This window comes from Bacillus cereus group sp. MG20 (assembly GCF_040459885.1).
Classification (GTDB): domain Bacteria; phylum Bacillota; class Bacilli; order Bacillales; family Bacillaceae_G; genus Bacillus_A; species Bacillus_A cereus.
The window spans coordinates 1,697,341-1,722,811 of the sequence record NZ_JARVHF010000001.1; the positions used below are offsets into that span (position 1 = coordinate 1,697,341).

The window sequence follows — 25,471 nt, forward strand, 5'->3', positions numbered from 1 at the left end:
GTTTCACGTTATTTTTTCTCTATCGTGCGAACCTCTTCAATCTTCCATTTCTCATCTTCTTTTCCAAGAGCGTACTGTACTTTCTTTTGAAGAGTGACACTATCGTCTACTTCCTTTTCTTTCGTTTCAACAATAACATACCCTACTTTACTAGCTTTCATATCTATATGTTCCAATTCAATCTTCTTATTTCCCTTTTGAAATGCGGCTTCTTTTTGTGTTTTTAAGTCTTCAGCACTAGGCATCTTCTTTGAAAATAACTCCATATGTTCTGCAAGATTTTTTTCATTCGTCGTTCGCACAAATGTAGTAATAACATCTTGAATAGATTTCTCTTCTTCTTTTGTTATTTGTACCTTTTCCTCAGTTTTTTTAGTAGTAGATTTTTGTTCTACGTTATTCTCTTCTTGTTGACATCCAACTAGTAATACTACAAATACTAGAAGGAATCTTAATTTCCTAAATATTTTTTCCATATTCCCAACTCCTAAAAAGAAAAGTGAGGCATTTCGCCTCACTTTCGCTCTTAATTAACGTCTTCCTTTATTCGGATCGCCGCCGCCAACAATATCAAAGACACGTTTCGCTATATTTGTATTCTCCTGAACGCCTGAGAATAAGTATTTACCTGGACCAAATGCATACACGTTCACATCTTCCCCTGTATGTCCACCAGTTGTCCAGCCTGTAACCGAGCGCTTATTGAAAATATCTTCAATTGCATTATCAATCTTTGTTACATCTTTTGACGGAGCTATATCATTTACAGCTTGAATTTCTTCTGGAGTTAATTGTAAATCAATATACTTTTTCAATGTTTCTTCTACATTTGCACCTTTTGCAATCTCATTTGCCATAAAGTCTGGTGTGCGTTTTGCAGCTTTAATTGGATCTACTTTAAAGTTATACTCGCCATTGGCACCTAAAGATAATCCACCTGTAGCGTGGTCTGCCGTTGCAACAACTAACGTATTTTTATCTTTTTTCGCAAACTCAATCGCTGCTTTGAAAGCTTTTTCGAAGTCTTCCATTTCACTCATTGCACCAACGATATCATTATCATGTCCAGCCCAGTCGATTTGACTTCCTTCCACCATTAAGAAGAAACCATTTTTATTTTTGTTCAAACGCTCAATTGCTGCATTAGTCATTTCTTCTAATGAAGGTGTTTTATCATTACGGTCAATCATTTTATCTAATCCACCTGGTGCAAATAAACCAAGAATTTGATCATTTTTATCATTTAACAATTGATCTCGATCCGTTACATAGCTATAACCAGATTTCTTAAACTCTTCTGTAAGATTACGATCTTTTCTAACAAAGTTCTTTACGCCGCCGCCAAGCATAACATCTACTTTATGCTTCCCTTTAATTTTCTCATCAAAATAATCATTTGCAATTGCGTCCATATTTTTACGGCTAATGTCATGCGCACCGAAAGCAGCTGGTGTTGCATGTGTAATTTCAGAAGTTGCAACAAGTCCCGTTGATTTCCCTTTTTCTTTCGCTTGCTCAAGAACCGTTTTCACTTCCGCTTTATCATTATCAACTGCAATTGCAGCATTATATGTTTTAATCCCTGCTGACATAGCTGTTGCTGCTGATGCAGAGTCTGTAATATTTTCATGCTCATCTTCTGGGTATGTTTTTTGTGTTCCTACAAGATGCTTATCAAATTCTGTAGATTCCATTTCAAAGGTTTTTGGATTATCTTTCATATAACGGTGAGCCGTCATATATGAAGGGCCCATACCATCCCCAATTAATACGATAACATTTTTAATCTTTGCATTGCTTCCGTTCTCATCTGCATTAACCTCACTAGAACGAGTAAAATTCCATGTTGCTACCGAAGTAACTGCTAATGATGCCACAACTGCAAATGGCCATGCTTTTTTCACAAACTTTTTCACTGTCTTGTCCCCCTAATTAGGTTATTCATTTCCCACTATCAAATTTAATGGAAGACTATTAAGAGAAAATTAGCTGTATGTAAATTTTTTGTTAACTTATGTAAATATCAGTTATAATTTGTATAACTTTGTCTCTTCGTATCAGCCATCCTGCCCTTTACAATTTAAATATAAACAGGTTGGATTTCATTTAACGTAAATCTCTTTTTTTTACATTTTGACTCTATTTTTATGAAATTAAATAGAAATGCGGTGAGCCTTTATGAAAATAGTAAAGCTAAATGAGTCTTTTATTTTTGAATTACTTAATCTTTGCAAATCTGTTGGATGGTTACACGATGAAATTTTTATGAAAAAGCAATTCGAAATGTATCTTTCTATCGGCACACTTGTAGGTTATATTCATGAAAACAAACTCATTGCGACTGGAGGAGTATTTCCCTTTACAAGTAACTTCACTTCCATTGGTATGTTAATCGTTCACCCTAATTTTCAAGGACGAGGAATAGGGCGCATGTTGCTAAATCATTGCTTGGAACAAATTCATCCAAAACAACCAATTGCACTTATTGCGACAAAAGCTGGCGAACCTCTATACACATCATGTGGATTTCAAACAGCAACAACAATTCATCGTTTTGAAAAGCAAACTACTAAGACGTATCCTTCTCACTTACAACAAGTACGAGAAGAAGACCTTATATCTCTTACTTCTCTTGATCAAATTGCAACTGGTGTGAATCGTTCTCTACTTTACTCTTTGCTATTACCAAGGGCCATACACGCTTTTAAAATTGAAAGAAATAACCGTATAGAAGCTTTTTCATTATGCATACGAAAGGGCAATATATTATGTATCAATCCACTTATCGCCAAGCAAGAAGAAGATGCTATTCAATTATTAAAAAAGATATGTGAATGTTGGAATGGTATAGTACGAATTGATGTCCCACACTCACAATTTACATTTCGTAAATTTCTTCAAACAGAAAATTTCCAAGAAACGCTCCTTTCACCTCTTATGATAAAAAATGGTATCCAACTTCCTGGAAATCGTAATATGCTATTTGCTATGATAGATACAGCGTTATGTTAGAAAGGAGACACCTAATTGAAGCGATTTAGCTATTTTATGGTAGGTTGTCTTACTCTTACACTATTAGTAGGATGTAGTGCAGCAGAAAAGCCAGTAGAACAAGTAAAGCAAGTGAAAAATACAATTACAGCTAAACTAGCTACCGAGGAAAAAATGGTAGAAATAGATGGTCAAACCATTTACTTTAAAAAGATTGGTAATGAAAAACCACCTTTACTTATGATTCATGGCTTTGGAGGGTCATCAGATGGTTTTCAAAAGATTTACTCCGATTTAGCAAAAGATCATACAATTATTTCTGTAGATGCTTTAGGATTCGGGCGCTCATCTAAGCCAATGGATTTTTATTATTCTTTTCCAACTCATGCAAATTTGTATTATAAATTAATGAAAAAACTAGGGTATGATTCATTCGCAATACTGGGGCATTCCATGGGGGGAGAAATTTCTCTAAATTTAACATATTTATATCCTGAAGCAGTTACTCACCTTATTTTAACTGATGCTACAGGTGGTCCTCATACATTCGTTACTAAACAAGGCTCACCAAAACCACAATTGCCGACTGATTTAAATGCCGTTTCTTCTATTACTGATTATGATGAGAGCAAAGTGAAATTCAAACGTAACGATGAAGAGCATTATAACAAAATGAAACTATGGCCTAGACGTCTTAAAATTAATGCGAATGAAATGAAACAGCCGACTTTAATTATATGGGGCAGAAATGATAGTAGCGTTTCTTGGAAAGAAGGAGAAACGTATCATCAATTCTTAAAAAATAGCACTTTACATATTATTGAAAAAGGTTATCATGCACCATTTCGCCAAGAACCACAAGAATTTGTCGGGTATGTACAAGACTTCTTTAAGAACAATCCGATCAAAGTTGAAAAATAACATAAACGGGTATCTCATTTTGAGATACCCGTTTTCATATATTAAGCAGCTTGCTTTTGGCGTTTTTGAGTTTTTGATCCTAATACTTTCGGGATAACAAAGCCATCCATTCCAAATTTCCCAGCGTTCATACCGGCAACAAGAACAAACATAGATAAGATAACCATCTCAGGGTTCACACCAATTGACCCACTAAACATATAGGAAAAGTTCATTACAAGACCAAAAAAGACCGCTGTTTTTGTTAAACAGCCTACAATTAAACCAATTCCGACTAAAATTTCTCCCCATGTTACAAGCGTATTAAACAAATCTACATTTGGAATTGCAAATTCTTGTAAGAATGATGCCCACCAAGATTGAACAGCCGGTTGTGCACCTTTAGATTTTTCAATTGCGCCTTGCAAATAACCTGTTGCATCGAATCCTTTTCCTTGTAGTTTACCGATTCCAGCCATTAACCATGTGTAACCAAGATATACTCGAATTACTGCTAATACAAAAGAAACTGCTTTGTTTTCTCTTAAAAATTGAATAACCATATCTTCCTCCTAAAGTTGTAATTAAGTTAGTTACAGTTAATATAATAACATTAGTTACTTATTTTTCAAACGTTAATTATGAATAATTCATGAAATGTGTATGAAACATTAAAAACTAACGTTTATATAGTAACTTTTATTACCTGTAAAAACTTGAACATATCATACCACAGGTGATAATCATTTTCATTGAAAAAAATGTAAAAAAATTGTGAGTTAAATGTGAAACACGTTTATTCGAATATAGAATAAACGTGTTTCACACTAATTATAGAATCGAAATGTATGTGTCTCCTCATCAATTAAACTCGCTTCTTGAAACGCTTCTTCTAACGTTTTCCCATGGTTAATAACCCCATAAAATAAGCGTATAGTAAACATAAGTGCTGCATTTCCATCTACATAATCAATCGATCCAATATATGATTTTGCACCACTATGTAAAAAAGATTTTGCAAGTTTTTGCTCCCCTAATGTGCACCCGCTATTTACAATATGTGTATTATGCAATTTTGCATATTTATAAATTTCTGCTTTACCAAAATACCCTCTCGGTTCATCTTGTTCATATACTTCTTCGCCTAACTCTTCCATGACAAACTTCCCTTCTTCACCATGAAAGCAAAAAATAATATAATTAATATCGTTAAATAAGTTCTTTCCAGAAAGAACTTCCACAAAATCTTTCGGTCTACCAATCCAATATGTCACAACTCTTGCACCAAAATACTCAAGAGATGCTCGTATTGATTGCGCCTCTAAATCCGAATTAAAACCAACTACTAATGCAATATTCAACAAACAACCTCCATCCTATAATCAGCCCTTATCAATCAGACTTTTATGGGATAAATCCATTTCATATATACCTGTTTCTTTCAAAAAATCTGATCTAGTTAAAACGACTTTATGTAAATATTGCCTATATGCTGTAATTGTTCCATCGTGAGATACAATGCAAATTCTTTCCGCACCCAGTTCATAACACCAAAGAAGAAATTCATCTACTATTTGCTGAAAACTATTCTCTGAAATAGTGTTTATACCTTCCTTCCATAACTGATTATTTGAGCTTTTCTCTATCGAAAAATGCGGAAATAACTTTGTTATCATTCCCTGATCTACTATATAATCGCACGGTAATGTTTTCGCTCCTTCTCGATAAGGAAAAATACGTGGAGATACATATGGATGGACTATTTTTTGACAAGCTACTTTCGCACTCCATATTGTCGCCGTTTGTAAAGTTCTAAGTGTAGGACTAACAATTAATATATCCGCTTCTTGTAATGATACATCACGTTGAAGTAATTTAGCTTGAGCCTTTCCTACTCTCGTCAATGGTGGGTCAAACACTTGTAAACTTTCTGGTAAATCCGTTGTATGTTTACCTTCACCATGCCGAACAAAAACGATTTTCATATTCAGTCTCCTCTTACTATAAAATCCTCACACATATTTCTTCCCTATTGCATTCTTTATTCCTGCTGTATAAAAACCGATATGTAAAAAAGGTTTGACACGAAGGTTTGTAAAATATTACAACATTACATGTAAAATACTTTTTACACCGGGAGGAGAATTACATATATGAAATGGATAATTGTCTTTATTGGAATGATTGTATGGGGATATATAAACGGCTTCTTTAGTAGTGATAAAACTGCTAATCCTTGGATTACAGATGATGAACGTGAAACAAAAATTAAACAAAAAGCAATTACGGCAAGCTGGTCCGGTGTTTTTATGTTTTGTACCATTAGCCTCTTAAATAAATGGTTAGGTTTAAGCACAAATGATAACTCACCGTACTTACCAGACCCTATCGCAGCTATTTTAAAGGCAAATGTAGAGTTACAAGTTTTACTCATGCTATTTGTTATGTTTGGAATATTTTACTTACATTATCGAAGAAAATTAAGTGCCTAACTTCTAACTCATGATTATCCTCCTAAATGGTTATAGTAATCATGACAAAATGAAAGGAGAGATATAAACATGAGTAACTCGAATGAATTTTTAGATACACTACATGAAAAACAAGCAAAAGATGAACAAAATAGAAAGCGCCAAGGGAACGGAAACCCAGCGAAAAAAAAGCCAAATAAAACACATAAATAACAGTAAAAAACTGCCTAAAACAATCTTTTAGGCAGTTTTTTATTCTTCTTTCACCGAGATAACATTTTCCCAATTCCATTTCTCATAATACCACTCTGGTATATCTACATTTTCAATCCACTTTTTTTCATGTTTTCCATCACTATGAGCTATCCATATATTAGCTTTCTTACGATCTGAACGTATCCATATTAATTGATTGCTCTTCTTCATGAAAATTGGATGATAATCGCCTTGCTTATTAGATGACTTTGTAATTTGATATTGTTTATCGCTTGTGCTATTTATCTCATATAAAGATGGGAATGGCCTTTTTTCTGGCAGAGTTTCAAACCCTCCCTCTTTTGCTCGTGAAACGATAATTACATTATCGTTCTTCCATGTAAAATCCCAATCCACATATCCTTTCGGCGTAAATGTTTGCTGCTGGAGTGCTGGCAGTTCTTTTATTTTTAAATGTTTATTCTCTAATGCAACTCTCCCGCTTCCTTCAATATAAGCCAATATGTTTTTTGATGGCGCCCATTTGAACCATTCTGTATTTAATAACATTTGATCTACTATTTCAAACCGACTACCCTCTGCTCGAACTAAGCAAAGCGTATTACTATCAGCTGACCATGAAGCTGTCGGTACCGCTAAAAATGAAATCCACTTTTGATCTGGTGACCACTTAAAGCCACTTGCTACTAGCGCTAGAAAATCATCATGTTCATTTGGCAATGCATACAAATGCTTCATTTTGTGAGGATTCATATGTGCATCTTTTTGCACTTCATATAGCTGAGCCCCTGTCCATCCTGTTGGAAGTAAGTGCGCTTCAGAGGATACAAGAAAGTTCTTTCCATCAGGATACCATGCATAATCACCCACACCAGCCGATACATTTTCAAAATCTGCATTCTTTTTTTCTACATCAAATGTATTCAATGTACCTGTAAATATAAATGCAATTATATTTTCTGTTGGTGACCATTGATAATTCGATGCTTCTGAGTGAAACGGCGTAACTTTCTTTCCATCTTTCAGCCGATATAACTCAAGAATATTTTGTTTCTCCCCTTTTACATATGCCAGCCATTCTCCATCATGTGACCACTTTGGCCCTGTTATGTTCTCTCCTTTTGTAAGTTGTTTTTCTTTCCCATCAACTTTAATCCAAAGGTTATGATGACGAATAAAAGCAACTTTCACACTATTATTTTCTGCGCTAGTAATAGCGATAGAACATAAAAACATAAACAACACTACACTACCACTTACTATTAGCCTTTTCATACCATCACTCCATTTCCCTCATAGCATTCCTCACTTTCTTCCTACAATATGTGAAAAATATCGATTCGACATAATCAGAAAAAATTCCCCAAGAAATTTTCAATTCATAGAGGATTGGTATGAATTATGTCGAAAGTATAGTTTAGCCAACATTTATATTTATAAGTTCTAACTAAAATGTAAGATTACATTTCTGAATATTGGCACTTTTTATCAGAGGGAGTATCAATGAAAAAAACTACATCTACACTATTAAGCATGGCGCTTGTCTTTTCTAGTTTTGGAGCTTTAAGCGCTCATGCTGAATCACTACAAAAGGAGAAGCAATTTAGTCCACAATTAAAAACAACGATTGAACAGTGGGGAGAACATAAAATTGCTCAAAATGTTGAAACGAAAACAACAAAAGAAATATCAGTAATTGTAGAATTGCAACATGCACCTCTCGCTGCTCAAAGTAATATTCAGCATGCTCCAGATTTACAAAATAGTAATGCGCAGTCTTATCATGCTGAGCTAAAAAAAGCACAAGAAGATACGACTAAGAAAATAAAAGAAAAAGCACCTGGTGCAAAAATTAAAGAAGTGTATAATACGTTATTTTCCGGATTCTCTATTTCAGTTCCTGGAGATCAAATTACCTCTCTTGCCTCTTTACCTGAAGTAAAAGCAGTCTATCCGAACTTAACATATAAATTGCATGAAACATCAAAAAGTACTACTAACGAAGAAGCACCAAATATCGGTGGACCGACAATTGGTGCACCTGAAGCGTGGAATTTAAAAGATCCATCTGGCAAACCGCTTGATGGAAAAGGCATGAAAGTAGCCATTATCGACTCTGGCGTAGACTATACACACCCTGACTTAAAGGCAAATTATATCGGTGGATATGACACGGTTGATGAAGATAGCGATCCAATGGATGGTAACGTACATGGTACTCATGTAGCTGGAATTATTGCGGGTAATGGAAAAATTAAAGGCGTTGCTCCAAACGCTTCTATTCTAGCCTATCGTGTAATGAATGACGGTGGAACTGGTACAACAGATGATATTATCCAAGGGATTGAGCGAGCGATTCAAGATGGTGCGGATGTGTTAAACCTCTCCCTTGGGCAGGATTTAAATGTACCTGATCAGCCTGTAACATTAACGTTAGAACGAGCAGCGAAACTTGGTGTTACTACTGTCGTTTCAAATGGAAATGACGGACCAAAACCTTGGTCTGTTGATGCTCCCGGTAACGCAAGTAGTGTCATTTCTGTTGGAGCATCTACGGTTTCTATCCCATTTCCAACATTCCAAGTAGCTGGTTCCAGCAAAACATATCAAGGGTTACCGTTATCAAAATCCGATTTTCCAATAGGAAATGATTCCCCTCTTGTATACGTTGGTTATGGCAATCCAAGTGATTATGCAAAACAAGATGTGAAAGGGAAATTCGCACTTATTTTACAAGGTACTTCTAGTACATTAGTAAAAGCAGAACAAGCGAAGCAAGCTGGGGCACTTGGTGTGTTATTAATCTCTAGCGAAAAAGAAATTAATATGATGCCGGAATATTTTTCACGTGAACATCTAGCTGTCCCAGTAATGCAATTATCAAATACAAATGGGGAAGAATTAAAAACTTTAATTACAAAACGAAAGAAAAATATAAAAATTGGACAACCAAAGCAAACAGAACTTATCGGTAACTTTAGTTCAAGAGGACCATCACAAGGAAGTTGGCTAATAAAGCCTGATGTTGTTGCACCTGGAGTACAAATTACTAGTACAGTACCGCGAGGCGGCTATGAATCGCATAACGGAACAAGTATGGCTGCTCCGCAAGTAGCTGGAGCGGTTGCCCTCTTGCGTCAAATGCATCCTGATTGGACGACAGAACAATTGAAAGCGGCTCTTGCTAACAATGCAAAAACATTACATGATGTCAATGAAAATACATACCCTGTTATGGCACAAGGATCAGGTTTAATTAACATTCCGAAAGCAGCTCAAACAAATGTATTAGTAAAACCTAACAATGTCAGCTTTGGTCTTATTAAGCCAAATAGCGGAAAAGTAAAACTGACGCAAAATGTTACATTACAAAACCTTTCTAGTAAAAAGAAAAGTTTTTCAACTCGTGTGGAGTTACTAGATGCAAACACAAACACAAAAGTAAAACCTTCTGTCCCTTCATCGATTAGCATTCAACCGAATAGTAGTACCGAAAAACCATTTACTATCACTGTAGATAGCTCACTACCACAAGGTGTGTATACTGGAAATGTATATGTAAAAGAACAAGGGGCAAAAGAAGAAATTCGAATTCCATTCACATTTAGTATCGATCCTAAAGATTATAAACGTATCGATGGACTTGAAATTATTAATTCTACTTTTAGCCCAAATGGCGACCACGTACTAGATGATAATCTCATCAACTACTATTTAGTTGCGCCTGTGGATGATGTAACATTGCATGCAAATTTAGTTACGAAAGAACGTGTAACGTATCAAGGGATTATCCATCAAGCTAAAAATGCAACTCCTGGATACAAACCTTTCAAATGGAATGGTACAAAAACCGATGGAACTCCTTTAGCTGACGGGCTATATCAAATCGAAGCAGTTGCTTCTAATTCTGGCGGAGAAACAAAACAAACAGCTGCTGTATTTCTTGATCGAACTGCACCTAAGTTAACATACGAAGTTGACCAAGAAAATCTCGTAATTAGAGGAAAAGTTGATGATATTCTACTAGATTGGATGTCAGAATCTGGTTGGATAGCACCTGGTATTCCAGTGAGAATGCAATATGAAATTAACGGAAATGGTGTATGGGACCAGGCATTCCTGAACCCTTGGGAGAAAAGCTATGACATTTATTTCGATCGTACTCAATTACAAGAAGGAAAAAATACTATTCACATTGTAGCAACTGATGCAGCTGGCAATACCTCTAATTTAACTGTTAATTTAGAAGTGAAATAAAGTGAAACTTTAATCAGTAGAGATTTCGTTCATCCCCACTGATTATTACCCTTCACCAATCGGGAGTTACGGGCAGTTAATCTCCCATCTCACTTCTTTGCTCCAACCGAATTTTGAGGTAGGAATTTTACTGCTCATTAACACGGGATAAAAAATTTTTGTTGACAATTTTTTTAATATAGTTTTATAATACAAAACATAGTTTAGTTGAACGAATTATATATCGGCTTTGAAGGAATACTAGTAGCGACTTATATCACTGTCTCAGAGAACTGATGGTTGGTGCGAATCAGTACATATACAAGCGTGAATTACAATTCTGGAGCTTCTTTCCCGTAATGCTTTTTATGCATGAAGAGAAAGACGGATCTTTCCGTTATCGTAAAGTGAGTGGTAAACAATTAGTTGTTTACAAATAGGGTGGTACCGCGATTTTTATCGTCCCTATCGGATTTTCCGATAGGGACTTTTTTGCGTCCATCCTCTTACACAATTTCATATATACGCGTTGAAAGAATCGCAGTAGTATCTTATATCCCTGTTACAGAGAGCTAATGGTCGGTGGAAATTAGCACATATATAAGTATGAATTACAATTCTGGAGCTTCTTTTTCGTAGTGCTTTTATGCATGAAGGAAAAGACGGAATTTTTCCGTTATCATTAATTGAGATGTAAGTATATTTTCACTTACAAATAGGGTGGTACCGCGATTCTTTCGCCCCTATCGGATTTTCCGATAGGGGCTTTTTCTATTTCTCACAGAAACAGATGTTAAATAATTCCGAATCTTATGATAAAATTTTATAAGCGCTTACAAATAATGAAGGGAGGTGATACAAGCTATACGAAATCGATATTCAATTTTATAGAAAAAAAGGAGGATGTCTAAATGACAAAGAAAACAGAAATTCCATCGCATTTAAAACCATTCGTATCCACACAACATTATGATCAATACACACCGGTGAATCACGCTGTGTGGCGTTACATTATGAGACAAAATCATAGCTTCTTAAAAGACGTTGCTCATCCAGCCTATGTGAACGGACTACAATCATCTGGTATTAATATAGATGCAATTCCAAAAGTAGAAGAAATGAATGAGTGTTTGGCACCAAGTGGCTGGGGCGCTGTAACGATTGACGGACTTATTCCCGGCGTAGCATTCTTCGATTTTCAAGGACACGGATTACTACCGATCGCAACAGATATTCGGAAAGTAGAAAATATCGAGTACACACCAGCTCCAGATATCGTACACGAAGCCGCAGGACACGCACCGATTTTACTTGATCCTACATATGCAAAATATGTGAAACGTTTTGGGCAAATTGGTGCAAAAGCTTTCTCTACAAAAGAAGAACATGATGCATTTGAAGCTGTTCGTACATTAACGATAGTAAAAGAAAGCCCTACTTCTACTCCTGATGAAGTTAAGGCTGCTGAAAATGCTGTAATTGAAAAACAAAACTTAGTTTCTGGTTTATCAGAAGCTGAACAAATTTCACGTCTTTTCTGGTGGACAGTAGAATATGGATTGATCGGAAATATAGATGATCCAAAGATATATGGTGCTGGTCTCCTTTCTTCTGTTGGCGAAAGCAAACATTGCTTAACAGACGCTGTAGAAAAGGTTCCATTTTCTATCGAAGCATGTATAGGGACAACTTATGACGTAACAAAAATGCAACCACAACTATTTGTTTGTGAATCCTTTGAAGAATTAACAGATGCGCTTGAAACATTTTCTAAAACAATGGCCTTTAAAACAGGTGGAAAAGAAGGTTTAGAAAAAGCAATTCGCTCTGAGAACTATGCAACAGCTGAGCTAAATAGTGGATTACAAATTACAGGTACATTTAGCGAGACAATTGAAAACGATGCAGGTGAATTAATTTACATGCGAACAAATTCGCCCACGGCATTAGCGCTTCATAATAAACAGTTAGCAAATCATTCTACTTCTGTACACAGTGACGGATTTGGAACACCGATTGGATTACTCACTGAAAATATTGCATTAGAAAATTGTACAGACGAACAACTACAATCATTAGGAATTACAATTGGAACTATCGCTGAGTTTACTTTTGCAAGTGGTATTCATGTAAAAGGAACAGTAACAGATATTGTAAAAAACGATAAGAAAATTGCTCTTATTTCCTTTATCGATTGCACAGTTACTTATAACGCCCGCGTTTTATTTGATGCTTCATGGGGCGCATTTGATATGGCTGTTGGCTCACAAATCACTTCAGTATTCCCAGGTGCCGCAGATGCCGCAGCATTTTTCCCAATGGATGAAGAAGTTCACGAAATTCCTGCTCCACTTGTACTGAATGAACTTGAACGTATGTATCAAACGGTTCGAGATATTCGAAGTGAGGGGATTTTACACGACGCGCATATCGATCAATTAGTAGCAATTCAAGAAGTATTAAATAAATTTTATGCGAAAGAATGGTTGCTGCGCCTTGAAGTATTAGAGTTACTTTTAGAGCATAACAAAGGGCATGAAACATCGGCAGCATTACTACATCAACTTTCTACTTTCACAACTGACGAAGCTGTAACACGCCTTATTAACAATGGTCTTGCGTTACTTCCAGTAAAGGATGTGAAAAATGATGCTAAGATTAACTGAAGAAGAAGTTCACGAAGAATTATTGAAGGTAGATAAATGGATGGTAAAAGATGAGAAATGGATTGAACGAAAATATATGTTTTCCGACTACTTAAAAGGAGTCGAATTTGTCTCTGAAGCCGCCAAACTATCAGAAGAACATAATCACCATCCATTTATCCTTATCCAGTATAAAGCAGTTATTATTACTTTGTCATCTTGGAATGCAAAAGGTTTAACGAAACTAGATTTTGAGCTTGCAAAACAATTTGATGAACTATTTTTACAAAACGAAAAAGCAATTATAAGAAAATAAAAGGAGAAGCCTTTTTAGGCTTCTCCTTTTATTTTGAAATGGATACAATGTCCAAATGGATCCTCGACTTGTAATATTCCATCTTTGTACGTAGCAATCTTGCCAATATTTTTTAAGCTTTCACATACTTGCTCTTTTTGTTTTTCATTCGCTAGTACAACTGTGAAATATTTCAAACCAACAGAACCTGGCATTTGCGGTGGTACCCCTTCACCTTGCCATGTATTTAAACCGATATGATGATGATAACCACCTGCAGATACGAACAATGCTCCATTACGAGCTGGAATCGTTACTTCAAAACCAAGACCATCAACATAGAAACGTTTCGCTTCCTCTAAATCAGCTACATGAAAATGAATATGCCCCATCACAGTACCAGCTGGAAAGCCATTCCATGTACTTCTTTGCTGTAATAATTCTTCACCAGCTAACGGGTTACTAACAAATGGGAGTTCTCCATTCTCATCACGCCAAACTTCTTTTTGTCGATCATGATAAATTTCAATCCCGTTTCCATCTGGATCAGCTAAATAAAGAGCTTCACTAAAGTAATGATCGGCTCCGCCATGTAGTGGATATACCATCTCTACAAGATGACGAAGAACATTCGCTAAATCCTGTCTACTTGGTAATAAAATTGCATAATGATATAACCCTGTTCTTCCTCTTTGCTTCGGAAAAGCTTCTTTCTTTTCTTCAATGATAAGAAGTGGTTCATCATTTTCATTCCCAAATGTAACGACTGCTTCTTCTTCTCTTAGCACCTTCATACTTAGTACTTCCGTATAAAACTCTAGTGATTTCTTTACATTAGATACGTATAAATGAACAATATCAAGTGTTGTATCGGGATGAAGTTGAAAACTCATCTTGTTAGCCCCCCCATTTAAATTAGTTCTTTTTTGACATTTTTTCTTTTAAGAAATTATCTACAAAACCATCAGCTTTTGCAACAAATAAGTATGCACCCATTGCTAATAATGCAAGTTCTAATTCGAAACCAGGATTTTTTCCATCTCCCAATAAACCAGCTGACCATTTCACTTTTACGATTGCTCCAACCATAACAAGTGCAAATAATAATCCAATATATCTTACACCTAAACCTAGAATTAATAATAGACCTCCAACTAATTCAAACGTTGCTACACCGTATGCAAGTCCTCCTGGTAAACCAATACTTGTAAACCATCCTGCAATATTGTCAATTCCTGATTGGAATTTTGTTAAACCGTGCATGAAGAATGTTACCCCTAACACGATACGAATAATTAAGTTACCAATATGTTGATTCATTTCATTCTCTCCTTTATAGTTTTCTTATACAAAACTTTTATTCACATTACAAAACATACACTAATTTTTTTTATTCGTCAATTCATTTTCACTGGGAAAAAATATATTTTTTTTGCTATGATACAAATAGTTGTTTACAAAAAGGAGCTTGATTTTATGAATATTGGTTCTGCAATACGTGAAATTCGTCAACGTAGAGGCATAACAATTGCACAAATTTGCGAGGGAACAGGTCTTTCTAAAGGATTTATGAGTCAGGTTGAAAATAATAAAACATCACCATCTATCTCAACTTTAGAAACGATCTCCAATTTTTTAAACGTTCCCCTTCCCTATTTATTGTTAGAGCAAAAAGATCGATTAAAAATTGTCAAAAAAGAAGAACGGAAATACAGTGTATACGGCAAAGATGAGCAAAGAATTGAACATGTTGCGGAGCAAGGGGGCCTTCGCCTATCTTTAGTAGAAATCCCAACTGGATTCCCGAAAGAAAACTCACCAAATGCCCATGAAGGGGAAGAATGTCACCTTGTATTACGCGGAAAACTAGAAGTTCAGCACGGTGAAGATATTGCAATTGTAGAAGAAGGTGATTCTTTCTCATGGAATGCATGCGTTCCTCATATTGTTCGTAATATAGGAGAAGAAACTGCATTATTACTCATCTCTAGTTATGCGGAAAATCGAAAACGTGTTTATTAAATAATAAAAAAAAGAAGCCTGTTAAACAGGCTTCTTTTTTATCCCCTTATAATTCCATAACTTGTCCCAACTAGTACAGTCTTTTCATGCTGATTGCGATAAACTGACTCGATTGAAACTTTTTTATAGCCTTCCATTTGCTCAACATTTGTTAAAGTTAGTTCACAAGTGATCGTATCTCCTGTGAAAACTGGTCTAATAAACTCACTTACTAATTCTCTTGCTATGTAATGTAACTCTTCTCCCACTTTCGTCCCAATGCTAGCAGTCAATAAACCATGAACCATTAATCTTCCATTTTCATCGTATTCCACATGGTGTCTACCTTTATCACCGGTAATATTTGCAAATTCAAAAACTTCTTCCTCAGTAAATCTTCTTTCATATTTAAATACATCCCCAGCTTTTACACTCATTTTTATCCCCCTAATAATAAACAGAATTTTCTTTTATTTTATCATAAAACGAGCCTCAATCCATTCTCTATTATCAAAAGTCTCAAAATTACCTCGCTATACTTTTTTACTTTCCATTCATTTATCGGTGACCATCTCTTTTCGCGACTTGGTATCCATAATACGCACATGTTCCATTTCTCGATAGCTCTCTAACTTCAAACCCACAACTTCTATAAAAATCAAAATTGTTCGCTGATGTATGCGCAAACCAATCACCGTGGGGAAGTTTTTGCAGGCAAAGAGCTACAAGCTTCTTACCTAATCCCTTCCCTCTATATTCACACTTCACAACTAAATTTACTATGTTCGCAATCATAATTCCATCAGAAATGACTCTAACCATCGCAACCATCTCTTCCTCATCCCAAATTGTGAAAGCCCATGTTGAATTTTCGAATGCTATCGTAAATTTTTCAATTTGCCAAGAAGGGATATTATCATTACTCCAACCAGCATCTTCAAACAAAGCTTTAATTGCATATGCTGGTACGCTACTCGTTCCCTCACGAATAATAAGTCCATTATGATAAATGTACATGTAACCCCTCCCTTTATTTTCATATACCATTCTTCAAAAAATGCAATTTACCTTTAAAAAAGTAATTTTTTCATCCAACACGCTTAATAGAATAAACTAGAACATCGATTCCATGAAATGACGTTGTTTTCTCATAGCTGAGCCCGGTTTTTCTAGCAACAAATATTGAGGCGGGATGATTCGGATTAATAAGAGAAATTAATTTATTCATTCGTAATGCTTGGAAACCATAGTCACGAAATGCTGCCGCCGCTTCTTTTGCATACCCTTTTCCCCAATACTGAGGAAGTAACCAATAACCAATTTCAATTTCCTCTTTTCCATCTATCTTCTGCTTTACCAGCCCTGCATGACCAATTCTTGTTCCCGTTTCCTTTTCAATCAATACAAATAAACCGAGACCGTTTTTATAGCTAGGAATCACCCATTCCTCCAGACTTTTTTTACACTGCATATATGTTTTTAACGTCCCATTTCCAATATAACGCATTACCTTCTCGTTCCCCCACAGTGAAGCGTAGAACTGTAAATCATCCATTGTATATTTGCGAATTTGTAAACGTTCTGTATGAAACATGCTGGCACTCCTTTCCACTAATTTTTTCTTCATTTCACGATCACGTTTTGTGTGTATACGAAATGTTACTATTTATTATAAAGTGAAACTTTAATCAGTGGGAAATTTTGTTCATCCCCACTGATTATTAGTCTTCACCAACCAGGCGTTTACGGGCAGTGTATCTCCCGTCTAACTTCTTTGCTTTAGCCGAATTTTTAGGCGGGAGTCTTACTGCCTGGAAAATAGCGGGATAAATGAACCAACAATAAAATACAGAATATTCATTCTTAATAACTAAAAAAAGCAGTAGACAAATATTGTCCACTGCATCCATATCATAACTAGCATAAAGAAAACTACAATTGAGGGGGTGTAGGATTTTCAAATATACTAGATACTTATCCCGTTCTAACGGGCGGTAAACTTTCCAATTGTTTCAAGTGAAAAGTTTACCGCACATAAGAACTTCCTTCGTTCATTAAGATAGTATTGCTAAATAATCATATACACGCTTAGATTTCTCTCCACCCATTCGTGCATGTTGAAGAAGAGAAATACCATGAGGGCCAGATGCACGCAATGCTTCTGGTTGAGCTACTAAAATAGCTTGTACAACTTCTAATTCACCAAGCATAGCTGCTGCAAAAATATCCATCCGAGCACCCTTTTCTAGTAAATAAAGAGCAATATCTTTACGACCTACATGTGCCGATGCGCCTAACGCACTTTCCCAATCTGATCCACCCCAATTATAAGAGGCGTGAAGTAAGCTTGGCGATTCAGCTAATAGCTCTTGTACTTTCTCTAAATCCCCGTGAGCTGCCATAACAAATTCTCTTACTAATTCAGTGGTAATACGCTCTTCTGTTTGCATCGCTCTTCTCCCCTTCTAGAAATTCGTTTCGGTGTAAAAAACGGTTTGTCATTTCCTTGAAAAATATCTACATCTATGCCAAATACATGTTGAAACATTTCATGGCATAGTACTTCTTCTGGTATACCATCATACTGAATCTTTCCTCGCTTTAATACGAGTAAACGATCGCTATATTGAGCAGCTTGGTTAATGTCATGTAAAACCATTATAATTGTCATTCCAAACTCCTCATTTAATCGTTTCACAAGTTCCATTACTTCCAACTGGTGAACGATATCTAAAAAGGTTGTTGGTTCATCCAATAATAAGACATTTGTACGTTGCGCTAGCGTCATCGCAATCCAAGCACGTTGCCGTTCCCCTCCTGATAAAGAATGTAAAAGACGATATTCATACCCTTCAAGATTTGTAACAGACAATGCCCAATCAACAATTTCTTCATCTTCTTTATTTAAGCGGCTACTCCATGATTTATGTGGACCTCTTCCGAACTCAATTAGTTCTTTCACTGTCAAATCTAATTGATGATCATGCATTTGTGGTAACATCGCTAATTGCTTCGCTACATCAGCACTCTTCATTATATGAATATTTTTCCCATCTAAAATGATGTCCCCTTCGCTTTGTTTCAGTAGCCTTGCTATTAAACGAAGCAAAGTAGATTTTCCCGATCCATTCGGACCAATTAAACTAACGATTTCTCCAGCCTTAATATGTACATTCATATTTTGCATTTGAAATCTTTCAGAGTGTGCATAAAACACTTTGTTAACGGAAATCACGTTGTTTTCCTCCTCTATGAATTAAATATAAGAAGAAAGGACCACCTAAGAAGGACAGTAAAATACCAACAGGCAATTCGATTGGGTCAAACCAACTTCGAGCTATTGCATCTGCAAAAACAAGTAATACCCCGCCGCCAAGGCATGATAAAGGTAGCAAATATCTATAATCATTTCCAACTAATAAACGTAGCATATGTGGTACGACAAGACCGACAAATCCAATAAGACCAGACACACTTACCGCAATTCCAGCTAATAATGTACTTACTACGATTAAATAAAACCGACTTTTTTCCACATTATGTCCTAATAGTTTTGCCATTTCATCTCCAAGCATTAACACTCGAATATGCTTAATACCAAAGAAAGCTAATATAATGGCGAATATTGCATAATAAATAATCATGTTTAAATGTGCCCAACTTACACCACCAATGCCGCCCGCTAGCCACGGTAACACGGATTGTACTTTGTCACTATGTAATAACATTAAAGCTGACGTTGCTGCACCAATTAATGCATTGATTGACACTCCTACTAAGACGATTCTTGAAGGTGGTGCCCCTTTTTGCCATGATAAAGCATAAATAACCATCGCTGTTATGAAAGCTCCTAAAAACGCCCCTAGTGGTAAAAAAGCTAGATGCTGTGGGAATAAAATCATGATGACAATTGCTACAAGGCCTGCTCCAGATGAAACCCCGATAATACCAGGATCTGCAAGAGGGTTTCTCATAACCCCTTGCAGCAGTGTACCAGATGCAGCTAAACATGTTCCTACTATAAACCCAACGAGAACTCTCGGTATGCGAAGATCCCATACAATTCGATGAACTGTCGAACCTTCATCTTGTATACCTGTTAGAATGTCTCGTACAGAAAAAGATAAACTTCCTGCGAAAAGTCCGTAAAAGAGGCCTAGAATTGTTAATACAACTAAAGTAACTGCTATTATCCATCTTTTTTTCGCAAAAGGATGTTCCTTTTCTCTTACTACTTCACTACTTTCCATACGTATCATTTCCTTACATCTTGTATACTTTTATACATAAAGTCCATTGCTTCTGTAACTTTTGTCCCAGGATTAGATCCAAATAAATCAGGTGGCAAAATAACTACGCGGTTTTGTTTTACTGCATCTAAATTTTTCCACGCTTCATTTTTCATCATTTCGCCTTCGAATGCTTTTTTCACACTTTTTGGATCTCCGTGTGTAATTAAATAAATGACATCTGGATTCGCCTCAATAATACGTTCTACACTTAGCTGTGCATATTGCGGATATTCTTTCGTTTCTGGAAAATCAGAAGCAATATTTTTCCCGCCTGTTTTTTCTAAAACATCACCTGATAAAGATGTTGGTAATGCCGCTAAATAAGTACCTGGTGCGCCATACACTAGCAATGCTTTCACATCGCTCTTTTTCTCATATTTCTTCATTTGATCATTGATTTTTTGATTAAGTTCTTTTTCTTTATCTTCTTTCTTCATTACCGTTCCATATAATTCAATATTCTTTTGAATATCTTGTACAGAATTCGCAGAAGAAATGATTACTTTCGTTCCCTGTCCTTCAACCGTTGGCACATTCTTTTGGAATCCATTGTTAGCAACAAGTACATCGGGCTTTAAACTAGCAATTTGCTCAAAGTTCGGTTGATGTGCATTCCCGATTACTTTTGCTTTCTTTAACTCCTCTGGAAGAGTTAATTTCGTATCCGGACGACCTACTACTTTTCCACCTAAAGCATGAATAATATCCATGTCTCCCATACTTAATGTTGCAAAACTTTCTGGTACTTTATCGAATGTTACCTTTCTCCCTGACAGGTCGGTAATTTCGATTTTTTCTTTTCCTTTTTCTATTTTGGTTGCAGACGCTTTTTCGTCCCCTTTGGCACTGCAACCTATTAACAAGAAAAAAATAGATAAAATCGCTGTAAATAGCGTAATAGATTTTTTCATTCCTTCACCTCTAATTGATAATGATAATCATTAACTACTATTCTACTTTAATTGATAAGGATTATCATTGTCAACATGAAACGCATACATTTTTCTACAAAAAACAAAAAGCGCGACAAAAAGATTCTTTCTTTTCGCCGCGCTCTAGTTAACAATATTATTCACATTCATTTTCCTCTAACTGGTCACGCATCACTTTCACACGCTGAAAGAAAAAGAACGATAAACTTAAAAATATAACGATGCTCCCCATCATAACAAAAAATTGGATTGTCTCTTTTGCTCCATCCGGAATCAACAAGCCAACCATTAACAATGTACTTACAGCGAGAAGAATTTGTCCGAACCTAGTATAATCTTCTATTTTCCCTTGTAATTCTTTCATTATATTCTCACTCCTCCATTTCACTTTATCATATTCTATGAAACTGAAAGACCAGTAAATACAGCCATTCTGGGAGATGTTTTCCAACAAAAAAAGAGCCGCTTTACTGCGGCTCTTTTTTAATCATTATTCACCTTTATATGCTTCCATATAAATTTCTTTCAGCTCTGAAATAAGCGGTAACTTTGGATTAGCAGTTGTACATTGATCTTCAAAAGCTCTTTCTGCTAATACTCCAACAACCTCTTCAAATTGCTCTTTATCTACCCCTTGTCCGGCAATACTCATATTAATATTTAAGCTTTTTCCAAGCTCAATAATTGCTTTGACGAGTGATTCCACACCTTCTGCTACTGAGCTTGCTGGAAGCCCGAGCATTCTCGCAATATGTGCATAGCGTTCATCTGCTACAAAGTGCTCATATTTTGGGAACAATGCGTGTTTTCTTGGCTTAATAGCATTATAGCGGACTACATGCGGCATAAGAATTGCATTTGCACGTCCGTGCGGAATATGGAATTCTGGACCAATTTTATGTGCTAAGCTGTGATTAATACCTAGAAAAGCATTTGCAAATGCCATCCCTGCAATTGCAGAAGCGTTATGCATTTTTTCCCGTGCTTCTTCATCATTTCCATCTTTATATGCTCTCGGTAAATATTTGAATACGAGATCAATAGCTTTTAATGCTAATCCATCTGTATAGTCATTTGCCATAACAGACACATACGCCTCAATTGCATGTGTTAAAACATCCATACCAGTATCTGCTGTTACATGTGGTGGTACTGTCATTACAAATTGCGGATCAACAATTGCTACATCTGGTGTTAATTCATAATCTGCGAGCGGATACTTTATATTATTTTTCTTATTTGTAATAACCGCAAATGGTGTCACTTCTGATCCTGTTCCTGATGTTGTTGGAATCGCAACAAACTGCGCCTTATTTCCTAATTCCGGATATTTACATGTACGTTTTCTTATATCTAAAAACTTCTGTTTAATGCCATAGAATGTCGTTTCTGGATGCTCATAGAATAACCACATTCCTTTTGCTGCATCCATAGCTGAACCACCACCAAGTGCGATAATTACATCTGGCTTAAAGCTTCTCATCATTTCCGCACCTTTAAAGACAGTTTCATCTGATGGATCTGGTTCGACCTCAAAGAAAACTTCAATTTTCACATCATTTGCATGCTTGTTTAAATAGTGCGTGACTGTATCCACATAGCCATGTTCAACCATTCCAGGATCCGTTACAATAAATGCACGTGAAATGTTAGGCATATTTGCTAAATACGCTGTAGCATGTTTTTCAAAATAAATTTTTGGTGGCAATTTGAACCACTGCATATTCTTTTTTCTATTTGCCAGCCTTTTTATATTTAATAAATGAGTCGCTGTTACATTTTGGGAAACTGAATTTTTTCCGTAAGAACCACAACCAAGTGTAAGTGATGGAATAAATCCGTTATATATATCCCCTATTCCACCTTGTGATGAAGGTACATTTACAATGAGACGGCAAGCTTTCATACGTAATCCAAATTGCTTTTGCACTTCTTTATTTGTAGAATGAATAACTGCTGAATGTCCTAAACCACCGAGGTTCAACATTTCTTCGCAATATGTAAATCCTTTTTCTAATGAATTCGCCTTCACACAGGCTAATACTGGGCTCAGTTTCTCACGAGATAACGGGTATGCTGCTCCGATACCTTGAATTTCAGCTACAAGCATTTTTGTATGTTCAGGAACAGTAATCCCAACTAATTCGGCAATATACTGTGCTGATTTTCCTACAATATCACTATTTACTGCACATGTATTTTCATTTATAACGAGCTTTTCTAATTTTTTTCTTTCTTCTTCTGTTACAAAGTAACAATTGTTTTCGATCATTTCTGTTTTAACATCATCATAGATTTCTTTATCGACAATGATTGCTTGTTCCGATGCACAAATCATACCGTTATCAAATGTTTTCGATAAAATTAAATCATTAACAGCTCGTTTTACATGTGCTGATTTTTCTATATAACACGGTACATTACCAGGACCTACACCTAGCGCTGGTTTTCCAGTAGAGTAAGCTGATTTCACCATACCAGCGCCTCCAGTTGCTAGAACGAGTGCCACACCCTCATGGTTCATTAATTGTTTCGTCGCTTCGACAGACGGTCTTTCAATCCATTGAATACAATGTTTTGGTGCACCAGCTTTCATTGCTGCATCATATACGGTTTTCGCTGCTGCCACCGAACAATTTTGTGCAGAAGGATGAAATGCGAAAATAATTGGATTTCTCGTTTTTATCGCAATCAAAGCTTTAAACATTGTTGTCGACGTTGGATTCGTTACTGGTGTTACCCCAGCTACTACACCGACAGGTTCTGCAATTTCTATTATTTCTTCATGAGGATCTTCGTGAATAATTCCTACCGTTTTATCTTGCTTTATACTATGCCAAATATATTCAGTGGCAAAAATATTTTTAATGCATTTGTCTTCATAGACACCACGGCCTGTTTCTTCAACAGCCAATTTTGCAAGTGGCATATGTTGATCAACACCTGCTAATGCCATTTCATGAACAATGTTGTCAATCTGCTCTTGTGTAAAACTTTCTAATGCTTGTAAAGCTTGTTGACCGTTATTTACTAACGTATCAATCATCTCTTTTACCTCTTGCATTTCATTGACAACTTTCTCTTTGACTACCATGTAAATTTCCTCCTATTCTGTTATCACGGTCTTTATAAGTCCCTATAGGTCATAATAAGTCCCGATTAGCGAAAAAAAATAGAGTTACCGTCCTACATGAATCCCATTGTTTGTGAAAAATTTCACAAATTTACTCGTGAATAACATTTCATGAATTCAATATACATGAAATCATTTCATTTGTGTATGTCTAATTTGTGAAATGTTTCACAAATTAGACATACACAAATGCACTGCTCCACATTAGCAGTGCATTTTTTATTACGCTAGCGCTTGTGCTAAATCTTCAATTAAATCTTCACCATCTTCAATACCGACAGAAATACGAATTAATGTATCTGTAATTCCTAATTCTTTACGGCGATCTGCTGGGATTGATGCATGTGTCATTTGAGATGGGATAGAAATTAAACTTTCTACTGCTCCTAAGCTTTCAGCAAGTGTAAAGTATTGCAGTTTCTCAAGTACTTTATTTAATGTTTCCTCACTATCTACATCAAACGAAATAATAGCACCAAATCCATTTGCTTGTTCTGTTGCTAATTCGTGGTTTTGATGTGATTCAAGACCTGGGAAATATACTTTATTTACTTTTGGATGATTATTTAAGAATTCAGCAATAGCGCGTGAATTCGTTTCATGTTCTTCCATACGAATTCCTAATGTTTTTAAACCGCGAAGTAGTAAGAAGCTATCTTGTGGTCCAAGAATACCTCCTGTTGAGTTTTGTACAAAGTGAAGGTCTTCTGCTAGTTGTGGGCTATTTACCACTACTAGACCTGCAACTACGTCACTATGACCTCCTAAATATTTCGTTGCACTATGAAGTACAATGTCTGCTCCTAAAGAAATCGGCGACTGCCAATATGGCGTCATGAATGTATTATCAATAATTGTTAATAAATCTTTCTCTTTAGCAAGAGTAGATATTTTCTTAATATCAGTAATTTTTAGTAATGGGTTCGTTGGTGTTTCCACATAGATCGCTTTCGTATTTGGACGAATTGCTTCTACAACTTCCTCTAAGTTTGTTGTGTCTACAAATGTATGTTCAATACCGAAGCGGTTTAATACTTTCGTAATAACACGATACGTTCCACCATAAACATCATCTGTTAAAATAACGTGGTCACCTTTTGAGAACAACATAATTGTCGCTGTAATAGCAGCCATTCCAGAACCGAATGCAAATCCAGCATGACCATTTTCTAATACGGCAATCATTTCTTCTAAAGCTGCACGTGTTGGGTTGCCTGTACGTGAATATTCATATCCTTGATGCTTACCAACCGCTTCTTGTTTGTACGTACTTGTTTGATAGATCGGTACGTTTACAGATCCAGTTGAAGGTTCTCCTATGCGAATACCATGAATTAACTTTGTCTTTGCTCTCATTTT

General features: G+C 35.9%; 26 protein-coding genes and 2 other annotated features. Of the genes, 8 read left to right on the forward strand and 18 right to left on the reverse strand.

Going from position 1 to position 25,471, the window contains the following annotated elements; translation table 11 throughout:
- Window positions 1-8: 8 nt before the first annotated feature.
- Window positions 9-476, reverse strand: a complete 468-nt coding sequence (locus tag QCI81_RS08710; protein ID WP_071729627.1) for a hypothetical protein — start codon at window positions 474-476, stop codon at window positions 9-11.
- Window positions 477-530: 54 nt separating this feature from the next.
- Window positions 531-1,916 carry an alkaline phosphatase gene (locus QCI81_RS08715; RefSeq protein WP_000714908.1) on the reverse strand — a complete coding sequence of 462 codons (1,386 nt, stop codon included), beginning with the start codon at window positions 1,914-1,916 and terminating at the stop codon, window positions 531-533.
- 262 nt (window positions 1,917-2,178) lie between these two features.
- Between QCI81_RS08715 and QCI81_RS08720 the strand changes: the two genes are divergently transcribed.
- Together QCI81_RS08720 and QCI81_RS08725 are read left to right on the forward strand one after the other, a co-directional pair.
- Entirely contained in the window at window positions 2,179-3,012 is an 834-nt protein-coding gene (locus QCI81_RS08720) for a GNAT family N-acetyltransferase (RefSeq protein WP_071729625.1), read from the forward strand.
- 15 nt (window positions 3,013-3,027) lie between these two features.
- Window positions 3,028-3,912, forward strand: coding sequence for an alpha/beta fold hydrolase (locus QCI81_RS08725; RefSeq protein WP_000819813.1), 885 nt, complete (start codon window positions 3,028-3,030; stop codon window positions 3,910-3,912).
- 41 nt (window positions 3,913-3,953) lie between these two features.
- Here the strand turns inward: QCI81_RS08725 and QCI81_RS08730 are convergent, their stop codons facing one another.
- From QCI81_RS08730 to QCI81_RS08740, 3 genes are all read right to left on the reverse strand, one after another.
- Window positions 3,954-4,454: a DoxX family protein gene (locus tag QCI81_RS08730; RefSeq protein WP_000236608.1), complete on the reverse strand. Its 501-nt coding sequence runs from the start codon at window positions 4,452-4,454 to the stop codon at window positions 3,954-3,956.
- 264 nt (window positions 4,455-4,718) lie between these two features.
- Window positions 4,719-5,255, reverse strand: coding sequence for a hypothetical protein (locus QCI81_RS08735; protein ID WP_025118463.1), 537 nt, complete (start codon window positions 5,253-5,255; stop codon window positions 4,719-4,721).
- An 18-nt stretch (window positions 5,256-5,273) separates the two neighbouring features.
- Entirely contained in the window at window positions 5,274-5,876 is a 603-nt protein-coding gene (locus tag QCI81_RS08740; RefSeq protein WP_000706250.1) for a histidine phosphatase family protein, read from the reverse strand.
- Window positions 5,877-6,044: 168 nt separating this feature from the next.
- Between QCI81_RS08740 and QCI81_RS08745 the strand changes: the two genes are divergently transcribed.
- Both QCI81_RS08745 and QCI81_RS08750 read left to right on the forward strand, forming a co-directional pair.
- Entirely contained in the window at window positions 6,045-6,383 is a 339-nt protein-coding gene (locus tag QCI81_RS08745; RefSeq protein WP_071729623.1) for a phosphoglycerate mutase, read from the forward strand.
- A 69-nt stretch (window positions 6,384-6,452) separates the two neighbouring features.
- A complete protein-coding gene (locus QCI81_RS08750) occupies window positions 6,453-6,575 on the forward strand; it encodes a DUF4023 domain-containing protein (protein ID WP_000071866.1) in 123 nt (40 codons plus the stop codon).
- Between the two features lie 39 nt (window positions 6,576-6,614).
- Here the strand turns inward: QCI81_RS08750 and QCI81_RS08755 are convergent, their stop codons facing one another.
- Entirely contained in the window at window positions 6,615-7,853 is a 1,239-nt protein-coding gene (locus QCI81_RS08755) for a TolB family protein (RefSeq protein WP_071729621.1), read from the reverse strand.
- A gap of 228 nt (window positions 7,854-8,081) precedes the next feature.
- On the opposite strand from QCI81_RS08755, the gene QCI81_RS08760 reads away from it, so the two are divergent.
- The 3 genes from QCI81_RS08760 to QCI81_RS08770 all read left to right on the forward strand — a co-directional run bounded on the left by QCI81_RS08760 (window position 8,082) and on the right by QCI81_RS08770 (window position 13,775).
- Window positions 8,082-10,835, forward strand: a complete 2,754-nt coding sequence (locus QCI81_RS08760; RefSeq protein WP_071729619.1) for a S8 family peptidase — start codon at window positions 8,082-8,084, stop codon at window positions 10,833-10,835.
- 220 nt (window positions 10,836-11,055) lie between these two features.
- Window positions 11,056-11,284, forward strand: a binding site (T-box leader).
- A gap of 50 nt (window positions 11,285-11,334) precedes the next feature.
- Window positions 11,335-11,562 (forward strand) — a binding site (T-box leader).
- A 163-nt stretch (window positions 11,563-11,725) separates the two neighbouring features.
- Window positions 11,726-13,480 (forward strand): aromatic amino acid hydroxylase, encoded by a 1,755-nt coding sequence (locus QCI81_RS08765; protein ID WP_000163188.1) that lies wholly within the window; start codon window positions 11,726-11,728, stop codon window positions 13,478-13,480.
- Window positions 13,461-13,775 (forward strand): 4a-hydroxytetrahydrobiopterin dehydratase, encoded by a 315-nt coding sequence (locus QCI81_RS08770; protein ID WP_000979537.1) that lies wholly within the window; start codon window positions 13,461-13,463, stop codon window positions 13,773-13,775. Before QCI81_RS08765 ends, QCI81_RS08770 begins: the two co-directional genes overlap by 20 nt.
- 14 nt (window positions 13,776-13,789) lie before the next feature.
- On the opposite strand, the gene QCI81_RS08775 is transcribed toward QCI81_RS08770, so the two are convergent.
- The gene (locus tag QCI81_RS08775; RefSeq protein ID WP_353810666.1) at window positions 13,790-14,647 is read right to left on the reverse strand and encodes a VOC family protein; all 858 of its coding nucleotides are present in this window, start codon (window positions 14,645-14,647) and stop codon (window positions 13,790-13,792) included.
- 22 nt (window positions 14,648-14,669) lie between these two features.
- Window positions 14,670-15,074, reverse strand: coding sequence for a DoxX family protein (locus QCI81_RS08780; RefSeq protein WP_001071553.1), 405 nt, complete (start codon window positions 15,072-15,074; stop codon window positions 14,670-14,672).
- 156 nt (window positions 15,075-15,230) lie between these two features.
- Here QCI81_RS08780 and QCI81_RS08785 point away from each other — a divergent pair, with 156 nt between their 5' ends.
- Window positions 15,231-15,776: a helix-turn-helix domain-containing protein gene (locus QCI81_RS08785; protein ID WP_001020693.1), complete on the forward strand. Its 546-nt coding sequence runs from the start codon at window positions 15,231-15,233 to the stop codon at window positions 15,774-15,776.
- A 38-nt stretch (window positions 15,777-15,814) separates the two neighbouring features.
- Here the strand turns inward: QCI81_RS08785 and QCI81_RS08790 are convergent, their stop codons facing one another.
- The 10 genes from QCI81_RS08790 to QCI81_RS08835 all read right to left on the reverse strand — a co-directional run bounded on the left by QCI81_RS08790 (window position 15,815) and on the right by QCI81_RS08835 (window position 25,468).
- On the reverse strand, window positions 15,815-16,192 hold the full coding sequence (locus tag QCI81_RS08790) for a hotdog family protein (protein WP_000111564.1): 378 nt from the start codon (window positions 16,190-16,192) through the stop codon (window positions 15,815-15,817).
- 121 nt (window positions 16,193-16,313) lie between these two features.
- Window positions 16,314-16,772, reverse strand: a complete 459-nt coding sequence (locus tag QCI81_RS08795) for a GNAT family N-acetyltransferase (protein WP_000276127.1) — start codon at window positions 16,770-16,772, stop codon at window positions 16,314-16,316.
- 70 nt (window positions 16,773-16,842) lie between these two features.
- Window positions 16,843-17,382 carry a GNAT family N-acetyltransferase gene (locus QCI81_RS08800; protein ID WP_002024815.1) on the reverse strand — a complete coding sequence of 180 codons (540 nt, stop codon included), beginning with the start codon at window positions 17,380-17,382 and terminating at the stop codon, window positions 16,843-16,845.
- A 427-nt stretch (window positions 17,383-17,809) separates the two neighbouring features.
- Window positions 17,810-18,205, reverse strand: coding sequence for an ankyrin repeat domain-containing protein (locus tag QCI81_RS08805; RefSeq protein ID WP_016080225.1), 396 nt, complete (start codon window positions 18,203-18,205; stop codon window positions 17,810-17,812).
- Entirely contained in the window at window positions 18,172-18,990 is an 819-nt protein-coding gene (locus QCI81_RS08810) for an ABC transporter ATP-binding protein (RefSeq protein ID WP_071729617.1), read from the reverse strand. The genes QCI81_RS08805 and QCI81_RS08810 overlap by 34 nt, the downstream gene beginning before the upstream one ends.
- A complete protein-coding gene (locus tag QCI81_RS08815; RefSeq protein ID WP_002082127.1) occupies window positions 18,977-20,005 on the reverse strand; it encodes a FecCD family ABC transporter permease in 1,029 nt (342 codons plus the stop codon). The genes QCI81_RS08810 and QCI81_RS08815 overlap by 14 nt, the downstream gene beginning before the upstream one ends.
- 5 nt (window positions 20,006-20,010) lie before the next feature.
- On the reverse strand, window positions 20,011-20,958 hold the full coding sequence (locus QCI81_RS08820; RefSeq protein WP_071729615.1) for an ABC transporter substrate-binding protein: 948 nt from the start codon (window positions 20,956-20,958) through the stop codon (window positions 20,011-20,013).
- Window positions 20,959-21,115: 157 nt separating this feature from the next.
- The gene (locus QCI81_RS08825; RefSeq protein WP_000661454.1) at window positions 21,116-21,343 is read right to left on the reverse strand and encodes a YrhC family protein; all 228 of its coding nucleotides are present in this window, start codon (window positions 21,341-21,343) and stop codon (window positions 21,116-21,118) included.
- A 126-nt stretch (window positions 21,344-21,469) separates the two neighbouring features.
- Complete coding sequence (adhE, locus tag QCI81_RS08830) at window positions 21,470-24,073, reverse strand: bifunctional acetaldehyde-CoA/alcohol dehydrogenase (protein ID WP_353810667.1); 2,604 nt, start codon at window positions 24,071-24,073, stop codon at window positions 21,470-21,472.
- A gap of 261 nt (window positions 24,074-24,334) precedes the next feature.
- A complete protein-coding gene (locus QCI81_RS08835) occupies window positions 24,335-25,468 on the reverse strand; it encodes a bifunctional cystathionine gamma-lyase/homocysteine desulfhydrase (RefSeq protein ID WP_071729613.1) in 1,134 nt (377 codons plus the stop codon).
- Between the last annotated feature and the right edge of the window lie 3 nt (window positions 25,469-25,471).